This window comes from Nannocystis bainbridge (assembly GCF_028368995.1).
Lineage (GTDB): Bacteria > Myxococcota_A > Polyangia > Nannocystales > Nannocystaceae > Nannocystis > Nannocystis bainbridge.
On sequence record NZ_JAQNDL010000003.1, the window covers coordinates 1484186 to 1504555 of the forward strand.

15 protein-coding genes and 1 tRNA gene are annotated in these 20370 nt (G+C 72.3%); 8 read left to right on the forward strand and 8 right to left on the reverse strand.

Annotation, left to right across the window (positions count from 1 at the left end; all coding sequences use genetic code 11):
* The first annotated feature begins 542 nt into the window (after positions 1-542).
* Positions 543-4541 (forward strand): Eco57I restriction-modification methylase domain-containing protein, encoded by a 3999-nt coding sequence (locus tag POL25_RS31155; protein WP_272089908.1) that lies wholly within the window; start codon positions 543-545, stop codon positions 4539-4541.
* Between the two features lie 22 nt (positions 4542-4563).
* Here POL25_RS31155 and POL25_RS31160 read toward each other — a convergent pair whose 3' ends face one another.
* The 3 genes from POL25_RS31160 to POL25_RS31170 form a co-directional block, all read right to left on the reverse strand.
* Positions 4564-5319: a CHRD domain-containing protein gene (locus POL25_RS31160; protein WP_272089909.1), complete on the reverse strand. Its 756-nt coding sequence runs from the start codon at positions 5317-5319 to the stop codon at positions 4564-4566.
* Positions 5320-5475: 156 nt separating this feature from the next.
* Positions 5476-5889, reverse strand: a complete 414-nt coding sequence (locus POL25_RS31165; protein WP_272089910.1) for a hypothetical protein — start codon at positions 5887-5889, stop codon at positions 5476-5478.
* Between the two features lie 320 nt (positions 5890-6209).
* The gene (locus POL25_RS31170) at positions 6210-6707 is read right to left on the reverse strand and encodes a hypothetical protein (RefSeq protein WP_272089911.1); all 498 of its coding nucleotides are present in this window, start codon (positions 6705-6707) and stop codon (positions 6210-6212) included.
* Between the two features lie 138 nt (positions 6708-6845).
* Between POL25_RS31170 and POL25_RS31175 the strand changes: the two genes are divergently transcribed.
* Positions 6846-6922 (forward strand) — tRNA-Arg (locus POL25_RS31175).
* 184 nt (positions 6923-7106) lie between these two features.
* Here the strand turns inward: POL25_RS31175 and POL25_RS31180 are convergent.
* The gene (locus tag POL25_RS31180; RefSeq protein WP_272089912.1) at positions 7107-7556 is read right to left on the reverse strand and encodes a hypothetical protein; all 450 of its coding nucleotides are present in this window, start codon (positions 7554-7556) and stop codon (positions 7107-7109) included.
* Between the two features lie 250 nt (positions 7557-7806).
* On the opposite strand from POL25_RS31180, the gene POL25_RS31185 reads away from it, so the two are divergent.
* Positions 7807-9348, forward strand: coding sequence for a c-type cytochrome (locus tag POL25_RS31185; RefSeq protein WP_272089913.1), 1542 nt, complete (start codon positions 7807-7809; stop codon positions 9346-9348).
* Between the two features lie 210 nt (positions 9349-9558).
* On the opposite strand, the gene mutY is transcribed toward POL25_RS31185, so the two are convergent.
* A complete protein-coding gene (gene mutY / locus POL25_RS31190) occupies positions 9559-10638 on the reverse strand; it encodes an A/G-specific adenine glycosylase (protein WP_272089914.1) in 1080 nt (359 codons plus the stop codon).
* Between the two features lie 609 nt (positions 10639-11247).
* On the opposite strand from mutY, the gene murC reads away from it, so the two are divergent.
* From murC to POL25_RS31205, 3 genes are read left to right on the forward strand one after another with little or no spacing between them, the layout of a single operon-like run.
* Positions 11248-12651, forward strand: coding sequence for a UDP-N-acetylmuramate--L-alanine ligase (gene murC / locus POL25_RS31195; protein WP_272089915.1), 1404 nt, complete (start codon positions 11248-11250; stop codon positions 12649-12651).
* Between the two features lie 5 nt (positions 12652-12656).
* Positions 12657-13616 (forward strand): UDP-N-acetylmuramate dehydrogenase, encoded by a 960-nt coding sequence (gene murB / locus POL25_RS31200; RefSeq protein ID WP_272089916.1) that lies wholly within the window; start codon positions 12657-12659, stop codon positions 13614-13616.
* 8 nt (positions 13617-13624) lie between these two features.
* Complete coding sequence (locus POL25_RS31205; protein ID WP_272089917.1) at positions 13625-13882, forward strand: BolA/IbaG family iron-sulfur metabolism protein; 258 nt, start codon at positions 13625-13627, stop codon at positions 13880-13882.
* Positions 13883-13993: 111 nt separating this feature from the next.
* Here the strand turns inward: POL25_RS31205 and POL25_RS31210 are convergent, their stop codons facing one another.
* Entirely contained in the window at positions 13994-14554 is a 561-nt protein-coding gene (locus tag POL25_RS31210; RefSeq protein WP_272089918.1) for a Uma2 family endonuclease, read from the reverse strand.
* Between the two features lie 239 nt (positions 14555-14793).
* Between POL25_RS31210 and POL25_RS31215 the strand changes: the two genes are divergently transcribed.
* Positions 14794-15333 carry a DsbA family protein gene (locus POL25_RS31215; RefSeq protein ID WP_272089919.1) on the forward strand — a complete coding sequence of 180 codons (540 nt, stop codon included), beginning with the start codon at positions 14794-14796 and terminating at the stop codon, positions 15331-15333.
* Between the two features lie 105 nt (positions 15334-15438).
* Here POL25_RS31215 and POL25_RS31220 read toward each other — a convergent pair whose 3' ends face one another.
* Entirely contained in the window at positions 15439-16248 is an 810-nt protein-coding gene (locus POL25_RS31220; protein WP_272089920.1) for an STAS domain-containing protein, read from the reverse strand.
* Positions 16249-16509: 261 nt separating this feature from the next.
* Between POL25_RS31220 and POL25_RS31225 the strand changes: the two genes are divergently transcribed.
* Positions 16510-17796 carry a site-specific DNA-methyltransferase gene (locus POL25_RS31225; protein ID WP_272089921.1) on the forward strand — a complete coding sequence of 429 codons (1287 nt, stop codon included), beginning with the start codon at positions 16510-16512 and terminating at the stop codon, positions 17794-17796.
* 119 nt (positions 17797-17915) lie between these two features.
* Here POL25_RS31225 and POL25_RS31230 read toward each other — a convergent pair whose 3' ends face one another.
* Complete coding sequence (locus POL25_RS31230; protein ID WP_272089922.1) at positions 17916-20279, reverse strand: serine/threonine-protein kinase; 2364 nt, start codon at positions 20277-20279, stop codon at positions 17916-17918.
* Positions 20280-20370: the final 91 nt, after the last annotated feature.

The following is a 20370-nucleotide window of genomic DNA, read 5'->3' on the forward strand; positions in this document are numbered from 1 at the left end:
CACATGTCCCAGAGGACATCTCACGGCCGCCGCCCCCGCCGCCCCGTCATATGTCCAGAAGGACATCTCACGCCCGCCGCCCGCGTCGCACTAAACATGTCCAAAAGGACATATCTCGACTCGCCACCCCGCGCCGCCCCTGAACATGTCCAAAAGGAAATCGCAGCTCGCCGCCCATGAACATGTCCCAAAGGACATGCAACGACTCGCCGCCCCGCATCGCGCTAAACATGTCTAGAAAGGACATATCACGGCTCGCCGCCCCGCGTCACCCCTAAACATGTCCAAAAGGACATATCATGGCTCACCGCCCGCGCCGTGCACCGGCCTCCCTCGCGCCTCGCCCATCCACATGTCTCGCTAGACATCCCATCGCTCACGAACGAAATCGCCGACCCCGCGGCTCGCTCGTCCGCCCGCCATCCCCGCACGAATGCGAAGAGTCCGCCGCGCCGATTCGGCGCGTTATTGCCCGAGCGCAGCATGCGCAGCTTGGACCCACGAATCAACCTCGTTACCCTGCCCCTCGCGCGACCTCTCGCATGACCGAGCCTCGCCCCCACCTCGTCGGCGCGCGCGTCCTCGTCCGCGGCGAGCGATGGCTCGTGCGCGCCGTCCGGGTCACCGCGGCCGGCGGCGCCGAGCTCCACGTCACCGGCCTCTCCTCGCTCGTGCAGGGCCGCGACGCCGTCTTCCTCGACGACCTCGACGACCTCGAGCTCCTTCACTCCGGGTCCACCGACCTCGTCTCCCCTCATTCTGCCCCCGACCCCCAGCAACTCGGCCCCTGCGACCCCGAAGTCCTGCTCGATCAGCTCGCCCTCGACCAGCCGCGACCGCGGATTCGCGGCGCTCGCGACATCATCGAGCGGCTCGCCGACGAATGCATCCACTGGCACCGCTGCGCCGATCCGTCCGTCATCGACGCCCCGCACCTCGCCGACCGCCTCGCCCGCGAATGCGTCGTCTACCTCTACCGCCTGCTGTTCCTGTTCTACGTCGAGGCTCGCGGCCCCAGGCTGCAGGCCGAGCCCTGGTTCACCGATGCCTATCGCCGCGCTTATTCGCTCGAGGCCCTGCGTGACCTCGAGCTCGTACCCCTCGACGCCCCCGAGGCTTGCGACGGCCACTACCTCGACGCCTCGCTGAAGCTCCTGTTTCGCCTGGCCCAGCGCGGCTACCCCGGCTTCGCCCTCGCTGGCCTTCACGGCCAGCTGTTCGACGATACGCGCATTCCCTTGCTCACCGCCGCCCGGCTGCGGAATCACGTCCTCCAGGACGTCCTGCGGCGATTGTCCTTATCGCGTCCGCTCGGCAAGCGCCCGCCTGCGCGGATCTCCTACGCCCACCTCGGCATCCACCAGCTCGGCGCCGTCTACGAGGGCTTGCTCAGCTACACCGGCTTCCTCGCCCGCGAGGACGTGCACGAGGTCCGCGCCGCTGCCGACCTCGCTGACGACGACGCCCGCACCTGGTTCGTCGCTCCCGCCCAGCTCACCGACGACCCCGGGCACGCGCTCGTGCGCGACGCAGCCGGCCTCCCCCTCCTCCACCCGCGCGGCAAATTCCTCTACCGCCTCGCCGGCCGCGAGCGTGAGAAGAGCGCCTCCTATTACACCCCCGAGCTGCTCACTCGCTGCCTCACCCGCCACACCCTCGCCGAGCGGCTCCCCGGGGCCCGCGCCGACGACATCCTGCAATGGACAATCTGCGAGCCCGCCATGGGCTCCGGCGCCTTCCTCCACGAGGCCGTCGAACAGCTCGCCGACGCCTACCTCGCGCGCAAACAGGCCGAGCTCGGGCGCACGATCGCCGCTGACCGGTACGCCCACGAGCGACAGCGCGTCAAACATCACCTCGTCGCTCGCAACTGCTACGGCGTCGACCTCGACCCGCTCGCCGCCGAGCTCGGCCGCGTCTCGCTGTGGCTGAGCGTCCGCCACGAAGGCGCCGCCCCGCCGAACCTGTCCTTGCGGACAGCCGTCGGAAACAGCCTGATCGGCGCCCGCCGGGCCGTCCTTCGCGCCGACGACCTCGCCCGCGGCCTCCGCTGTGAACCGGCCGCCGTGCCCCTCCACGAACCGCGGCCCGCTGGCGCCGTCTATCACTTCCTCCTCGCCGACCCCGGCATGGCCGGCTTCGACGACGACCGCGCCCTCAAGTCGCTCGCGCCCGCGGCCGTCGCCCGCATCAAGTCCTGGCGCCGGCAGCAGCTCGCCGCCGACACCGCGCGCGAGCTGCCGCGGCTGGCGGCGATCTGCGCCGGCATCGACCTCTTGTGGCGCGCCCACCTCGACGAGCGCCGCGCCGCCCTCGCCGCCGTCCGCCAGCCGCTCGCGCTGTGGGGTCAAACCGACGAACCTTCGCCCCCGCTCGATCCCGTCGCCGCCTGCGAAGCCCTCGCCCGCCCCGACGCCCCCGGCCGCAAGCTCGCCGCGATCCTCGATTACTGGTGCGCCCTGTGGTTCTGGCCCATCGACCAGGTCGAAGCATTGCCCGACCGCGGGCAATGGCTCGCCGACGTCGAGCACCTCCTCGCCACCGACGACCTCGATCGCCCGGGCGATCGCCCCGCCCTCGCCGTCACCCGCCGCGTCGCCGGCGAGCAGCGCTTCTTTCACTGGGAGGTCACCTTCCCCGAGGTGTTCGCCGCCGGCGGCATGGACATCATCCTCGGCAACCCGCCGTGGACCAAGGTCGTGTGGGAGGAGACCGGCGTGCTCGCCGACCTGCACCCACGCCTCGGCCAGGGCCGCGCCGCCGCGACCCTCTCGCAGGCCGAGCGCCAGCGCCTGCTCGCCGACCCACGCTCGCGCGGCCGCTACGAGCGCGAGCTGACCACCAGCCTCGGCACCCGCAATTTCCTGAGCAGCCGGCTCTACCCGCTGCTCGGCGGCACCGCCACCAACCTCTACAAGGCCTTCCTCGTGCGCGCCTGGTCGCTCGCCGGCCCGCGCGCCGTCGTCGGCCTGTTCCATCAGACAGGCGTGTTCGACGACCCCGCCGGCGGCCCGCTGCGCGCCGAGCTGCACCACCGCCTGCGCCTCGCCGCCCGCTTCCAGAACAAGCTCATGCTGTTCCCGGAGGTCCTTCACACGCGCCCCTACGCCTTCACGATCTGCGGCGACCGCCGCGACGTCCCGCGATTCCGCTACGTCGCCAACCTGCTGCACCCGCGCACGCTCGACGACAGCCTCGCCCACGACGGCAGCGGCGACGTGCCCGGCCTCAAGGGCGACGACGGCGCCTGGGACCTCCGCGGCCATCGCGACCGCGTCGTCGACGTCGACGCGGCCGCTCTGGCCCTGTTCCGCGCCGTGTTCGACGCACCCGACACGCCCCTCGCCGAGGCTCGCCTGCCGATCGTGCACGCCGGCGCGCTGCTGCCGATCCTCCTCAAGTTCGCCGCCGGCCCGCGGCGCATGCTCGACCTCGCCGACGCCTATACCACCAGCGAACATTTCCACGAGACCTATCAGCAGCAGGACGGCACCATCCGCCGCGTCACCTGCCGGCCCGAGCGCCTCGCCCAATGGATCGTGTCCGGCCCGCACTACTACGTGGCCACCCCGTTCGCGCGCGACCCCAACGCGGCCTGTCGCAGCCCCATGGACTACACCACGATCGACCTCGCCGCGATCGCCCCCGACTATCTCCCGCGCACCAACTATCTGCCCGCCTGCGATCCCGCCACCTACGCGGCCCGCAGCCCGCGCTGGCACGAGACGCCCCTCGCCGCGCGTGCGCGCTGGATCGCCCGCAAGATGCTGTCGCCCTCCGGCGAGCGGACCTTGATCGGCGCCCTGCTCCCGCCCGGGCCGGCGCACATCGGCGCCAGCGTCAGCCTGGCCTGCCGCGACGACGCCACCACCGTGCATTTCGCCGGCCTGGCCGCCTCGCTGCCCTACGATTTCTGGCTCAAGATCACCGGCAAGTCGAACCTCAGCAACGACGTGGTCAAGTTCCTGCCGCTGCCCACGGCCTGGCGCTCCGAGATCGTCCTGCGCGCCTTATTGCTCAACTGCCTCACCGAGCCTTACGCGCCGCTGTGGCGTGACGCCTTCGTCGAAGCCTTTCGCGCCGACGGCTTCGCCAGCGCCGATCCACGATTGCCGTCCTTCGCCGCCCTCGGCCCGCGCTGGACCCCGGGCACCCCCCTGCGCACCCCGTTCGCGCGTCGGCAGGCGCTGGTCGAGCTCGACGCCCTCGCCGCCCTGGCCCTCGGGCTCACGCTGCCCGAGCTGCTGGCGATCTACCGCCTGCAATTCGCGGTGCTGCAGCAGAACGAGCGCGGCACCTGGTACGACCGGCGCGGCAAGGTCGTGTTCTCCGACAACGTGCTGCTCGCGGGGCTCGGCCTCGATCGCCGCCGGTGGCTGGCGATCGCCGACGCCGGCGCCGGCGAAGTCCTGCCTGTGTGGGCCCACGACGTTCAGGGCCCGTACCTCCCGCCGTTCGACCGCTGCGACCGCGAGGCCGACCTGCGCCGCGCCTACGCGCATTTCTCGGCGCGCCGCAGACCTGTCCCAGCGGACCTATGATCATACTCGGCACGCGTCCGCCTCAGCGCGGAGCCAGCGGGTGGATCTGCCCGCGGATGTCACCGAAGTAGCTCTGCCCCGTGGTGTGCAGATTAAAATAAAGCTCGCCGTCGCGGGCCAGTTGGGCCATCCCCGCGACCGTCGACACCTTGACCGGCGCGACGCTACCGAGCGACGGGCTCGGGATCACGCAGCCGGTGGTGAACGCCCCGACCAGCCCGTGCGCGTGCTCGACCGTCTGGACCAGGTGCTCGTTGCGGATCTCGACCGAGAACATCCCGTCGGCCAGGTTGCCCTGCAGATCGGTGGCGTGGGCGAAATCGACGAGGATCGGCCCGAGGATGCCCGGCTTGCCGCAATGGATGTGGAACATGTTGATAGACTTCAGATCGATCCCCTCGATCTTGACGTCGACGAACGCCCGGCTGAAGTCGTTGGTGAAGCGGACCTGCCCGTGCGCGCGGTGCCCCGCGGCCTCGCGCGCGGCCCGGTTCTGCGACGGCGTGGTCGAGCGGAATTGCTTGGGCGTGGTCGCGGGCGTGTTCTCCTCCTCGTCGCCCTCCTGGTGCGGGCTCAAGTAGGCTTCAAAAATCGCGCCGATCTGGGTCCCGCGGCCCGGATCGAGCTCACCCGCGGCCACCGCCGGCGCCGCGACCGTCGGCGCCGGAGCCGGGGCCACCGGCGCCGGGTCCGGCGCGGCCGTGGTCCGGCCCTCGGCCCGCGTGTCACAACCGCCCAAGAGGAGCACACCCACAACAACGACGCGTCGTCCGTCCATGGTCCGCCACGCTAGCGGACTCGGCCGCGCCGTGATGGCGACACGTGGACACCCGGTGGTCCGAATTTGGACTCGAGCCCGGCGTGACCCCCGGTCAACCGATGGCGCCACGCGACCTGCGACCTGCCCTCTCCGAGATCGCCGTTTATCCCGCCCTCATGCTGCCTCGCAGAACCCCACTTCCATCTCCAGCGAGGCGAACGTCCCCGCCAGGTACGTCGCGCAGGCCGCCCCGCACAGCTCGACGATGCGCTCGCCGTCCGCGTGGAATTGCACCCACAGCGCATTCGGATCGCTGCAATCGGCCACGCCCTGCGGCAGCGACACGTCGTCGAGCCGCACGGACTCGACCGGCCAGGGGCAGAATGCGCCGACGATCCCGGTCGGAATGGCACAAGTCGCGCGGCCGGACGGCAACGGCAGGGGCCCGCCGCACTTGCAGCAATCGGTGAGCGGCTCGCACGCGGCAGAGCACAGGTCTTGCGAAGGCACGACCACGCACGCGTCCTCCGCGGTCGTGTCCGTGGTCGCAGAGGAGGTGACCTCCCCCGCCCCGCTCGTCGGCGCCATCGAAGTCGCCGCTCCCGTGGCCTCGGCGCTCGCTCCCGACGACGCTTCGCCGGCGCTCGCTCCCGACGACGCTTCGCCGGAGCTCGCTCCCGACGTCGCTCCCGTCGCCTCGGAGCTCGCCCCCGACGTCGCTCCCGTTGCCTCGGAGATCGACGTCGACTCGCTCCCCGTCGTCGCGCCCGGCGACGACGGCCCGCACGCCAGCGCCACCATCGTCCAGCACCACCCCCGCATCCGACCCGGTGCTCTCATCGTCACGCCTCCGGCGACCGAGCATGGCCTCGACCCGCGTGACGACGCCGCTCAGCGGCCGGCCCGGCTCACAGGAACGTCGCCATGTAGACCACCAGGCAGTACCACGGCGTCCCGGCGAGGACGATCGCCCGCCGCCCGCGACCGAGGTCGCGCCGTGAGCCGCCCGCGATCATCAGCCCCAGCGCCAGGCACCAGACCACCGCCGCGATCGCCACCGCCAGGGCGAACGCCTTGAGGATGAACGGCGCCACCCCGGGGACGAACAGCCCGGCGGCGGCCACGACCGTCAGGAGCACGGGCACGTACGCCAGTGCGAGGACCGCGCGCGACAGCCACGGCCGCGAGTGGTCGCTCGCGCGGCGGGCGTGGGACAGCGCCCACGAGGCGATGAACACCAGGCTGGCGAGCAGCGCCAGGGCCACCCCGCCGAGCACCAGCAGCTCCTGGGCGCGGCGGAAGATCTCCCGCAGCCGGTCGAGGCCGCCGAAGGCCCGGTCGAGGCCCTCCAGGAGGGTGGAGCCGAACACGGCGAGCGGGAGGAGCAGCGCGAAGAGAGAGCGCATCGAAGTCCAGTGTACCACCCCGAAGCCAGGGCCCAAGGCCGCGGCCACGGGCGCGGGCGGCGTGGACCCGGCGCCCGCGCACCCCGGCGGGGGCTTGCAAGCCGGAACCTCCTGGGGTAGAGATCCCGTCCCCAAACTGCGTGTGTAGCTCAGTTGGATAGAGCGTTGGCCTCCGAAGCCAAAGGTCGCAGGTTCGACTCCTGCCACGCGCGCCAGCCCGAGCGCCGCCCGGATCCCGGGCGGCGCTCGTCGCTTTCGGGCCGCGCCGGGGCCGCCGCAGCGCATGTCCCTTGCGACATGTCCTCGGGCGCAGACCACGGCTTCGCCCCTGTCTCTCAGGACATGTCCTGGGGGCGCCTTACGTCAACCGGCTCGCGGCCACAGCCTCGGCGCGCCGGATCATATGACCTTTCGGACATGCCCATTCGCGCATGACTGAAAGGCCAGCTTCGAGGCGCGCGCTCGGGCGCCCCGGCGCGGCCCGGCGCGCACCTGTCTGAAGAGCCAGCTCTCCGAACAGCCGGCGGTCAGCGTCAGCGCCAGCGCCTCGACCTCCGGCGCGTCGGTCGGGTCGGGTGAACGGGTCGCGGCCGCGAGGGCCCGCGCCAGGGCGGAGATCCGCGGCCGCGGAGCCAGCGCCGGGGTTGCGAACAGCCGCCCCGGCGCCGCCGACTTCGACGCCACCGCCGCCAGCAGCGACGCCGACAGCCCGGGGCTCGGGCACACGTCGCCGACCCCGTGCTCGTGCGAACCCTCGAACCCCTCCTCACCCTCGCCGAGCAGCACCGACCCGGCCACCAGCGCGAGCGTGCGGTCGCGGCAGCGGTCACAAAAACTGCCGACCAGCACGAAGTACAGCATACCTGGCGGTGCTGCTCCGGGACCGGCCGGTCGCGGGGCCCCGCGTGACACACGTGGCGCCTCACCGTGATGTCGGGTCAGGCCGCCAGCACCTCGACGCGCGGGCGCGCGGGGTCGGCGCGAGACGCCGTGGGGCCTTCCGCCACCTCACCGGGTGTACCGACACCGCCTGCGCGGGTCAACCGCGCTCTTGGCTGGCCCGTGCCAGTTGCGATACGGTCGGATGGCCAGGACGGCCATGGAAATCGCAGCGAGCGTCACCCTCGGACTCTTGTTCCTGATCTCGGGCTTCGCGTCAGTGTTCCTGATGTTCAAGCTGTGGGGCTGGCCCGACGGACATCAACCGGGCATGGGCCAGGCGCCGCGGCACCTCGTGCGCCTCCACGACATCTTCAAGGTCATCTTCACCGCGCTCTACGTGGTGATGATGGCCGTGATGGTCCCGCGGCTGTGGAACTACCAGGTCGAGCTGCCGCCGCGCTCGGCCGTGCACGTCAGCCTCGGCTTCTTGCTGGGCGTGTTGCTGCTGGTCGAGCTCGCGTTCTACAAGCTGTTCCGCCACCTGCAGTCCTGGGTCCCGGCGCTGGCCACCGCGACGCTCGGCTGCTCCGTGCTGCTGCTCGGCCTGTCGGTCCCGAGCGCCCTGCGCGAGTACGGCCTGGCGCGCGGCCAGGTCGGCGGCGGCGTCTACAGCGTCGAGAACCGGGCCCGCGTCGCCCGCCTGCTGCCGCAGGCCGAGATGCCCGCCGACGCCCCGCTGGCCGACCTCACCACCGTCGACGCCCTGCGCCACGGCCGGGAGATCCTCGCCACCAAGTGCGTCGTCTGTCACGACCTCAAGACCGTCCTCGTCCAGCCGCGCTCGCCCGCCGGCTGGTGGCGCACCGTCGAGCGCATGGCCGACAAGCCGATGTTCGAGGACCCGATGACCGAGCGCGAGCTCTACGACGTCACCGCCTACCTGGTCGCCATCACCGGCGACCTGCAGAAATCGGCCCGCCAGCAGCGCGAGCAGAAGCTCAAGCAGCAGCAGGCGATCGCCCCCGTCGACCCGGCCGCCCCGGCGCCGACCTACGACGCCTCCGCCGCGCAAAAAGCGTTCGAGACCCGCTGCGCCGAGTGCCACGACCTCGCCGAGGTCGACAAGAAGCCGCCCACCTCCGCCCGCGAGGTCAAGGAGGTCATCGAGCGCATGGTCGCCGACAACGGCATGACCGCCCCCGCGGCCGAGCTCGACCTCTGCTACGCCTTCATGATCCGCAAGTACGCGCCGAACGAGGTCGCCACCGCGCCCGCGACTCTCGGCGCGGCCGTCGGCGCCGACGTCGCGGCCGCCGTGGCCGTGGCCAGCGCCCCGCCTGTCCCCGCGGACAGCAAGCCTGTCCCCGCGGACAGCAAGCCTGTCCCCGCGGACAGCCCGCCGCCCGCCGCCGATCCGGACGTCATCGTCGACGACGACACCCCGCCGGCCAAGGCCCCGACGCCCGCGCCCGCCGCCCCCGCCAAGCCCAAGCCGGCCCCCAAGGCGATCGACGCCCGCGGCCTCTACGTCAAGCACTGCGCCGCCTGCCACGACGTCAGCGGCAAGGGCAAGCCGGGCCTCAAGAGCAAGGGCATCCCGGACATGACCGACAAGAACTGGCAGAAGAAGAACGGCAAGGGCGCGGTCGCCAAGGCGATCAAGGTCGGCATCCCCGGCACGATGATGAAAGCCTTCGCCGCCAAGCTGAAGCCCGAAGAGGTCGACGCCGTCGCCGCCTTCGTCAAGAAGATGCGCTGAACCGGCGAATGCACCGACCCCGATGAGCCCCCGGCAGCCGCGACCTCGCGGCTGCCCGCGCGACCCTGGCGAATGTACCGACCGCGATGATTACCCGGCAGCCGCGACCTCGGTTGCCCGGGCGACCTCGGCGAATGCACCGACCACGGAATCACTGCGACTACGTACCCAGTGGGCCGGCCGCTCACAGTACGGTGATTCCGGCTCCTATCAATACCCGAGCCGCTCGAGCACCTTCTCCGTCACCTTTGGGATCCCCCCGCGCGGTCGCTCGCCCGGCGCGATCCACATGCGCCCCGGGCCGTCCTCATAGCCGGCCCGGAACGGCACGTCGACGACCGCCGCCTCGCCGCGGCACGGCCACAGCATCCACACCCGGTGCGTGAACACGTGCTTGACCGGCTCCACCAGCGCCTCGACCGACTTGACCTTCACTCCCGTCACCTCCGCGATCACCCGCGGCGGCGCCCCGGCGCGGTCCGTGCTCTTGCGCTCGATCAGCGGCAGGCACCACATTCCGCCCAGCAGCCCCTCGTTCGCGCGCTGCTCGAGCAGCACCCGGCCGTTGCGGCGCACCGCCACTGCCCATAGATCTTCGCGGGGCGACGGCGCTCGCTGCTTCGGCGTCGGGATCGTCGATTGCAGCCCCTTCGCCAGCGCCTGGCACTCGCTGCGCACCGGGCAGCCCTCGCAGCGCGGCCCCATCGGCGTGCACACCGTCGCCCCCAACTCCATCAGTGCCTGCGCCAGCACCCGCGGCTGGCCCGCCTGCACGATCTTCTGCGCCATGATCCAGTGCCCGGCCGCGCTCGCGTCCTGCTGCTTCGGGTTCTCGAGCGCCTGCAGCCGCGAAAGCACGCGCGCCACATTGCCGTCGACCAGCGCGGTCGGCCGGTCGAACGCGATCGACGCGATCGCCCCGGCCGTGTACCGGCCCACCCCGGGAATCTTGCGCAACAATTCAGGATCGTCGGGCACGGTCCCGCCGTGGCTGGTCGCCACGTGTCGGGCCCCCGCGTGAAGCAGGCGCGCCCGGCGGTAGTACCCGAGCCCGCTCCACGCCGCGAGCACCTCCGATTCGTCGGCCGCCGCCAGCGTGCCGACATCCGGGAAGCGCTCCAAAAACCGCCCGTAATACGCCTCCACGGTGTCCACGCGCGTCTGCTGCAGCATGATCTCGCTGACCCAGATCGCGTACGGGTCCCGCGTGCGCCGCCACGCCAGGTCGCGCTGGTGCTGGTGGAACCAGGGTTCGAGGAGGTTGGCGAGGCGATGCGCGAGATCGAGCACACACTTCGTATAGCATGTCCAGCGCGAAAGTGAACCCCGGATCCGTCCACACCCCGGACCCCGGCGCCCGCTCCGCAGGCCCCCCGGACGGCCTCGCCGGGCCGAACGCCGACGGGTCTGCTCATGCAGCTCGGCCCAATCGCATCACCATCGATCGCTTGTCGCGCTCGGATGTCTGATCATTCAAGCACAGTCTTGGCATTCATCTCCTGCGAATCAATGCCCAGAGCTCCGGCGAACACGCCATGCTCGCATCATGCGAGCTGCCCGCCCCACACAGCGACGAGGTCGCATCACCCCCGGCGAGGCACGCACGGCCGCCCCGCTCTCGGCGTCGCCTCGACATGGCGAGCGCCGATCGAGCGCCGATCGAGCGCCCCAAGCCCCCTGCAGAGATTCCCGCCCGCGCCCGACCTGCGTCCGCGCATCGGGCGCGCGCCCCGCTCTGCTCGCCCCAAACCCGCCTCCCGCCGCTTCTGCCGCGGGAAATAACCCACCTGCCTCGACACGTTGAAGCCTCTGCCGCCCCGCGCGCCTCCCGCCACAGCCGGGGCTTTTTGTGTCCTTTTACCGGCGAACCAGTACACTCGCCGGCCAGCGTTTCCCCGCATGTTCCGCAAGAGCGACACACACATCCACTTCGTCGGCATCGGCGGGATCGGGATGAGCGGGATCGCCGAGATCCTGCTGGACCTCGGTTACCGCGTCACCGGCACCGACCTGGCCGAGAGCGAGACCACGCGCAGGCTCAGCGAGCGCGGCGCCGTGGTCCACCGCGGGCACGACGAGGCCCACCTCGGGGACGCCGACGTCGTCGTCATCTCCTCCGCCGTGCGGGCCGACAACCCCGAGGTCGTCGCTGCGCGCGCGCGCAACATCCCCGTCATCCCGCGGGCCGAGATGCTCGCCGAGCTCATGCGGCTCAAGCAGGGCGTCGTCATCGCCGGCTCGCACGGCAAGACCACCACCACCAGCCTCGTCGCCACCGCCCTTCACGCCGCCGGCCTCGACCCGACCGTCGTCATCGGCGGCAAGCTCAACGCGCTCGGCAGCAACGCCAAGAACGGGCGCGGCAACCTGCTGGTCGCCGAGGCCGACGAGAGCGACGGCAGCTTCCTCATGCTCACGCCCACGGTCGCCGTCGTCACCAACATCGACGACGAGCACATGGACCACTACGGCAGCATGACGCGGCTGCAGGACGCCTTCGTCGGGTTCGCCAACCGGGTCCCGTTCTACGGCCTGTGCGTCGTCTGCGTCGACGACCCCAACGCCGCCGCCATCCTGCCGCGCGTGCACAAGCGCTTCGTCACCTACGGCTTCTCGCAGGAGGCCGACTACCGCGCCGTCGACGTCGTGCACGACGGCCCCGTCACCCACTTCCGCGTCGTCGGTCAGGGCCGCGACCTCGGGCCGTTCACGCTGCACATGCCCGGCGTGCACAACGTCCTCAACGCGCTCGCCACCATCGCCGTGTGCGAGTTCCACGAGCTGCAGATGGCCGCCGTCGCCAACGCCCTGTCCGGCTTCGGCGGCGTCCAGCGCCGCTTCACCGTGCGCGGCACCGCCGGCGACGTCATGGTCGTCGACGACTACGGCCACCACCCGACCGAGGTCCGGGCCACCCTCGCCGGCGCGCGCACCAGCTACCCCGAGCGGCGGCTCGTCGCCGTGTTCCAGGCCCACCGCTACACCCGCGTGCGCGCCCACCTCGACGGCTTCGCCGCCAGCCTCGACGCCGCCGACCTCGTCGTGCTCACCGACATCTACCCCGCCGGCGAATCACCCCTGCCCGGCGCCACCGTCGAGGCGCTCGAGGCTGCCATGCTCGCCCGCCGGCCCGACCGCCCGGTCGTCATCCACAAGCCGGTCGCCGGCCTCTCCGAGTACCTGGCCCGAGAGTCATGTCCCGGAGACCTCATCATCACCCTCGGCGCCGGCAGCGTCACCCACGTCAGCCGCGAGCTGGCCGCGCACCTGGACGGCCTGCGCGAGCCCGCCGCCCGCGCGTGACCGCCATGACCGACTCCCGCGGGCAGCGGCTCCTCGCCGAGCTCGGTGACCTCGACCTCCCGCCCGGCGCGCTCGAGCTGCGGCCCGATGAGTCGATGGCCCGGCACACCACCCTGCGGCTCGGCGGCCCGGCGGACCTGTGGGCCAGGCCGGCCGACGCCCGCGCCCTGCAGATGCTCCTGACCGCCTGCCACGCGCGGGCGATCGGCGTCAGCTTCGTCGGCGGCGGCTCCAACCTGCTCGTGCGCGACGCCGGCATCCGCGGCGTCGTCGTCAACCTCGCACGCATGAACCGGGTCGAGCGGCCCGACCCCGCCGACCCCGCGCGCGTCGAGGTCGAGGCCGGCGCCACCACCGGTCGCCTGCTGCAGCACGTCACCACCTGGGAGCTCGGCGGCCTCGAGTTCCTCGGCGGCGTCCCGGGCAGCGTCGGCGGCGGCCTCGTCATGAACGCCGGCACCTACCTCGGCGAGTTCACCAGGGTCGTCGTGCGCGTGCACAGCCTCCACCGCGACGGCCGCGCGCGCACCCGCGAGCACGCCGAGTGCGGCTTTCGCTACCGCGGCAGCGACCTCCCGCCCGACGAGCTCGTCGTCGGCGCCGAGCTGCGCTGCTGGCCGCGCCCGCGCCCCGAGATCGAGGCCGACGTCGCCGGCCTGCGCGAGCGCCGGCGCCAGCGCGAGCCGACCGGCGTCGCCAACAACGGCAGCACCTTCAAGAACCCGCCCGGCGAGTTCGCCGGCCGCCTCATCGAGTCGGTCGGCCTCAAGGGCACCCGCGTCGGCGCCGCGATCGTCAGCCCCGTGCACGCCAACTGGCTGGTCGTCGAGCGCCCCGGCCCCGGCGTGCCCGAAGCGCGCGCCGCCGACCTCCTCGCCCTCATCGACCTCGTGCGCGAGCGCGTGCGCGAAGCGACCGGCGTCGCCCTCGAGCTCGAGGTCAAGATCGCCGGCGAGGCGGTATAACTCCGGCCATGAGTCACCACCCGACCAACTTCCAGGGCTCCGTCGTCGACGCCATCCGCGAGGCCATCCTCGCCAAGATGCCCGCAGACGACGTCCAGGTCTCGGGCGGCGGCGGCCACTACGCCATCGTCGTCGTCTCCTCCGAGTTCGCCGGCAAGACCATGGTCGCCCAGCAGCGCCTCGTCTACGGCGCCATCGCCCACCTCATGGCCGGCGACATGGCCCCGGTCCACGCCGTCGACAGCCTGCGCACCATCGTCCCCTGAGCGCCGCACCGCGACCTGTCCTCAAGGACAGGCCGCCTCGAAGCGCGAGCGCGCCAGGCCGCACCGCCCGGCTCTACCACGCGACGATGGGCGCGACGGAGCCCTGCGCGCTCAACCGAGCCGCGCGAGCAGGCCGTCATACACGTCCGTGAGCGCCAGGCGGCACGGCGGCGCCGCCAGCTCGACCACCGCCTCGGCCCCGGCCTCGCGCCGGTAGTGCCAGCCGTGCGCCGCGCGGACGAAGACCTCGACCGACAGCGCCTCCTGGCTCACCAGCAAGTACGCCTGCAGGCTGCTCAGCTGCTGATACAGCGCCCATTTGCGCCCCCGATCGAAGCTCTCGGTCGACGGCGAGAGCACCTCGACGATCAGCGCCGGCCGCTCGACCAGGCTCCGCTCGAGCTGCTCCGGATCGCAGCTGACCACCACGTCGGGATAGACCACATCTGCGCCCACGCGCACCTTCATGCCCTCGTGGAACGTGAAACAACCGCGCGGCCGCAGCTGCTCGCGCAGCGTCGCGGCGAGGTTGACGCCGATGTGCGCGTGGAACGTCGAGCCACCCGCCATCGCGAACACCTCGCCGTCGACGAGCTCGTATCGCGGCTCCTGCTCCTGCTCCCACACCAGGAACGCCTCGAGGCTCATGCGTACCTGGGGGACCGCGGACACGCCTCCAAGTCTATCAAGCCCGGCGCATGACGGCCAGCTCGCCTCCCCGCCACGCCGGGCGCCGGCCTCGCGTCTCGTCGCGGCGGCCCCAGGAGTGACGCCCGCGAGGCCCGCGGACGCGAGCGACAGCGCAGCCGCGCCGGCTCGTCGCATTGACAGCCCCGCGCCTCGGCCCAGCCTTCGCGGGTGGGCCTCTTCGTCCACACATCAGCCCGGCGTTCGCCGCCAGGAGACCGATCATGAGCACCCTCAAGCCTTCGCTCGGCCTGCGCGATCACCTGCGCGGCGAGCTCTCGCGGGCGATTCACCTCGTCGAATTCGGCGACTTCGAGTGCCCCTTCTGCGGCCAGGCCCAGATCGTCGTCCACGCCCTCGTACGGGCGCTCGGCGATCAGCTCTGCTTCGGCTTCCGCAACTTCCCGCTCGAGGCCGCCCACCCGCACGCCCGGCTCTCCGCCGAGGCTGCCGAGGCCGCCGGCGCCCAGGGCAAGTACTGGCAGATGCACGACCTCCTGTTCGAGAACCAGCACGCCCTCACCGTCCCGCACCTCGGGCATTACGGCGAGCAGCTCGGCCTCGACATGCACCGCTTCGTCGCCGACCTGCAGGCCCACCGTCACCTCGAGAAGGTCCGCGGCGACCGCCACAGCGGGGCCATCAGCGGCGTCACCGGCACCCCGACCTTCTTCGTCAACGGCATCCGCCACGAGGGCCCGTTCGACTTCGACTCCCTGCTCGCCGCCATGACCCTCGCCGCTCGCTTCCCCCGCGCCGGCTGACGCGCGCCGCTCTGCATGCCCCGCAGGACATGCCCCCTGGGACATGCCCTATCCGACCTATCCCATCGGACATGCCCCCGAGGCCATGTCCACGGCGCACCGAATCTAGCGCGTCTGCGTGAGCTCGACGCCGAGCCCGCGCAGCGCGTAGCGCAGCCCGCTCGCCAGGTCGGCCAGCGTCGGCGCCCGGAACGACACCCCGCGGGCGCTCATCGACTGTGCCACTGCCGGCTGGATCCCGACCAGCACCGGCGTCGCCCCGAGCAGCTCGATCGCCTGCGCCGCGCGGGCCAGCAGCTGCACGGCCTCGTCGGTGTCGAGGCTCGGCACGCCCGACAGATCGATCAACGCATAGGCCGCCGAATGCCTGGCCACCGCCGCCAGCAGCGCCTCGGTGATCTGCTGCGCGCGCTCGGCCCCCAGCTCGCCCAGCAGCGGCAGCACCACCACCCCGGGGTACAGCGGCAGCACCCGCAGCGACAGCCGCACCAGCGCCTCCGATTGGGCTCGCACCACCGCCTCGCGCGCCTGCAGGTACGTATCGGCCAGCACCGCCGCCCCGGCGTAGGCGAGCTTCGCCCGCGCGCGCTCCCAGCCGAGGCGGAGCTCGGGCTCGTCGGGGTGATGCGCCGCGAAATCGTCGGACACCGCCTGGAACCCGAGGTTGAGGCCCGTGACGACATCCATCACCGCCACCCCGAGCTGCGAGCGGACCACCGCGATCTCGCGCATGCGCTGCAGCAGCGCCTGCGGCTCTCCGTGGGCCAGGTCGAGGGCCACCGCCTCGAACGCGCGGGCCAGCGTGGCCGACAGCTGCGGATCGGTGAGGCCCTCGTAGAACGGCAACTTCGCGGCCCGGATCCTGGCCGCGGACGCTGCCACGTTGTCGTTCAACCGGCCTCGAAACGCGTCCACCAGCCGCTGCATCTCCGGTCAAGATGCATCAACCGTCCACGCAAGTAAACGCGTGGGCCCGGGCCCACGCATCACGCGAGCGCCGACCTCCGCCAGCGCACGCCCCGCACGCGCAGACGCGGCTGTGCGCCCCCGACCGCGTGTCGTCTCCGGCTCCAGGACGCGGCCTCATGACCCTGTCCCAAGGGACATGCACCAGGCGGACGATCGCGTCCACTTGTCCGCGGCGCCCGCCGCGGCCGAGTGCTACCCTCGCGCGCGATGCCTGCACGCGGCCGATCGCAGCGCCTCGCCGCCGACGACCCCGTCACGCCGGTGTTACGCGAAGACCTCGCGCTCGGCCACCGCGCCGCCCGGCCCGGCGAAGGCGACCTTTTCGACAATCGCCTGATCCACGGCGACAACCTCGCCGTCCTGCGCGCGCTCGAGCCCGAGTTCGCCGGCCGGGTGCAGTGCGTGTACATCGACCCGCCCTACAACACCGGCCAGGTGTTCGCGCACTACGACGACGGCGTCGACCACGAGCGCTGGTCGGCGCAGATCCGTCAGCGCCTCGAGGTGCTGCAGCGGCTGCTCGCCGCCTCGGGCACGCTGTTCGTGCACATCGACGACAACGAGCTGGCCTATCTGATCACCGCCGCCGACGAGGTGTTCGGGCGGGCCAACCGGATCGCCGTGATCACCTTCAAGCAGAGCTCCGTCTCGGGGCCCAAGGCCGTCAACGCCGGCTTCGTCAGCACCGCCAGCTTCATCGTCGTCTACGCCCGCCAGCGCAGCGCCTGGCGCCCCGAGCGGGTCCACGCCGCGACCGCGCGCGACGCCCGTTACAGCCGGTGGATCGACAACATCGACGACCCGCCGGAGCGCTGGCGCTTGGTCCCGCTGCGCCAGGCGTTCGCGCGGGCCCGCGGCCTCGCCCCCGGCGGCCTGCGGGGCGGCGCCCACGAGGCCGAGCTCGAGGCGTTCGTGCTCGCATCCCCCCACCGGGTCGTCCGCACCGCCCGCATCGCCGCCCGCGACGTCGGCGAGCCCGCGCGGCAGATCCTGGCCCGCTCGGCCGCCGAGCCCGGCGTGGTCCTGCGCGCCGAGCGACCTGGCCGCGAGGACATGTACTTCCTCGGCGGCGAGCAGCTGATCTTCTATGCGGCCAAGGTCCGCGAGGTCGACGGCCGCCGCGTCACCGCCCAGCCGCTGTCGACGATCTGGGACGACCTCCTGCCCAACAACCTCCACAACGAGGGCGGCGTCGCCTTCTCGCACGGCAAGAAGCCCGAGCTGCTGCTCAAGCGCTGCCTCGACGTCGCCACCGCCCCCGGCGACCTCGTGCTCGACTGCTTCGCCGGCTCCGGCACCACCGCCGCCGTCGCCCACAAGATGCGGCGCCGCTGGCTGGCCGTCGAGCTCGGCCCGCACGCCGAGACCCACTGCCTGCCGCGCCTGCGCGCCGTGGTCGACGGCGAGGACCCGAGCGGCGCGACCGCGGCGACCGGCTGGCGCGGCGGCGGCGGCTTCCGCTTCTTCCGCCTCGAAGACCCGCCCGCGCGCTGACGCGCCCGCCAAGCACACATGCCCGTTCAGACATGCCCTTTCGAGCATGCTCCATCAGGCATGTCCCAAAGCACATGCCCCTTCGAGCATGCCCTCCGGGCCATCCTCTACCTATCCGCTCACACGATCCACATCGCTTCGACGCGCTGGGCGACCGTGCGACGGACCTTGAGGAAGCGGGGGTCGGCGCGGACCGCCGCCAGCGCCGGGCACAGGTCGAGCCACTCGAGGTCGATCAGGCGGGACTCGCAGGCGCGCTCGATCAGCGCCAGGCAGTCGTCCTGGAACCCGCGCAGGCCCATGATCTCGGCGGTCACCTGGCACGTCGAGGTCAGCATGCGCGGGCTCGGACCGTTCTTGATCACGTCCTCGAGACCGACCCACAGCCGCTCGCGGTCGTAGTCGCCGAGCAGCCCGTGGGCCGAGAAGCTGACCGCGTTCTCGCGCTCGCCCTGGGCCATCGACCGCGAGCGCTCGAGGCACGCGCGCACCGTGTCCAGATCGCCGAACCACCCGGCCACGCGCACGCGGGTGATGAGCGCCTGGAACTGGAAGTGCGGCTGGTGCTCGAGCTTGTCGAGGAACTCGTGCAGCGCCCCGAGGTCGCGGCGGAGCGCGTGCACCCGGGCCACGTGGGCGTACGCCTGCAGCAGGCTCGGCTCGAGCGCCGCCGCCAGGCGGGCGCGGGTCACCCCGTCCTCGATGTTGCCCGCCTCGCACTGCAGCTGCGACAGGTACTCGTGGGCGTGGGCGTAGGTCGGCGCCAGATCGAGCGCCCGGACGAACGCCTTGACCGCGTCGCGCCACTCGCCGACCTGCACCTCGTACATCCCGCGGGCGAACTGCGACTCGGCCAGGTCCGGCGCCAGCTCGAGCGTGCGCTCGACCGCCGCGCGCGACAGCGCCGCGAAGTCGCGCGGCGAGCCCACGCGGGTCGCGAAGAACCACGCGCGCGTGCACGCCACCGCGTAGCTGGCGAGCGCCGGGCGGAACATCGGCGCCGCCTGCAGCGCCTCCTCGAGCAGCTCGATCGCCCCGTCGGGCCCGACCACGTGCCCGCCGATGATCTTGCGGCGGGCCCGGCGGTACAGCGCGATCGCCTCGGGCGTGCCGGTGCGGCGGTGCGCGTACGTCGTCAGCTCGACGCGCAGGCCCTCGGCGATCTTCTTGCCGACGATCTCCTGCGCGTCGAGCAAGTCCTCGGCGCGGGCCTCGAACCGCTCGTTGTAGACCTGCAGCCCGGTCTGGACCTCGACCAGCCGGGCCTGCACGCGCAGCAGCGTCGGCGTCACCTGCAGCGTCGCGTCGACCACCATCGCCGCGCCCAGCTCCGTGCCGACCGCCCGCGGGTCGCGAGCGTCGCGGTAGCGGGCCGTCGCCCCGCTGCCGAGCACCCGCATCCCGCCGGTCTGCTGCAGCACGTCGATCGCCGCGTCAGTCAGCGCCTCGCCCAGGTACGCCGTCGCCGGCGGCCCCTGGTAGCGCAACGGCAGCACCGCCACCATCGGCGCCTGCAGCGTCGCGGTCGGCGTCGTCGCCCCGGCCGGGTGACGCGTCGAGGCCAGCGTCGAAAGCGGCCCCGCCCCGCTCGAGATCGTCTCGCCGCTGCCGACCAGCCACCCGCGCAGCCGCTCGGCGATCGCCGCCGCGCTGGCCGGCCGATGACCTGACTCTTGGGACAGGCACTGCCGCACCAGCTCCGCCAGCGCCTCGGGCGCGTCGGGCCGCACGGACAGCAGCTCGAGCGGCCGCTCCGTCAGGCGGGCCAGCGCCGCCGCGAACGCCGTGTCGCCGGCGAACGGCAGCCGCCCCGTCAGCATCTCGAACAGCACCAGCCCGACCGCGTAGAGGTCGGTGCGCGCGTCGACCGGCGCCCCCGCCACCTGCTCCGGCGCCATGTACACCGGCGTCCCGAGCAGCCCCTGCGTGTGCTGGCCGTCGTCGAGCGGCCGCGCGATGCCGAAGTCGGTGAGCACCACCCGGCCCTCGACCTCGAGCAGCACGTTGGCCGGCTTGAGGTCGCGATGGACCACCCCCGCCGCGTGCGCCGCCGTCAGCGCCTCGCACACCGACAGCGCGATGCGGGCCGCGCGGGCCGGCGCCAGCCCGCCGGCCGACGCCGGGTCGTGAAGCAGATCCTGCAGCGTCGAGCCCTCGACGAACTCCATGATCAGGAACGGCACCCCGCGGTGCTCGCCCATGTCGTGCGTGCGGGCCACGTTCGGGTGGCTGATCCGGCGCGCCAGCCGGACCTCGCGGCGGAACCCCTCGAGCTGCTTCGGCGTCACCGAGTTGCCGAGCAGCTTGAGCGCGACCACGTCGCCCACCAGCACATCGACCGCGCGGTACACCGCCCCCATCCCCCCGCGCCCGGCCAGCGCCTCGATCTGGTAGCGATTGGCGTAGAGCTCCCCGCGCGGCGTCTCGTGCGGGACCTCGTCGCCCCGCAGGGTCGCATCGACCTCGTGAAGCGGCCTCGACACGGTCGCCAGCTTAGCAGGTGCCCCCCGGCCCGCGCCCCGCCCCACCCCTCAATCGCGGCCGCAGCGCACCCGGAGCTTCCGCACCTCACCG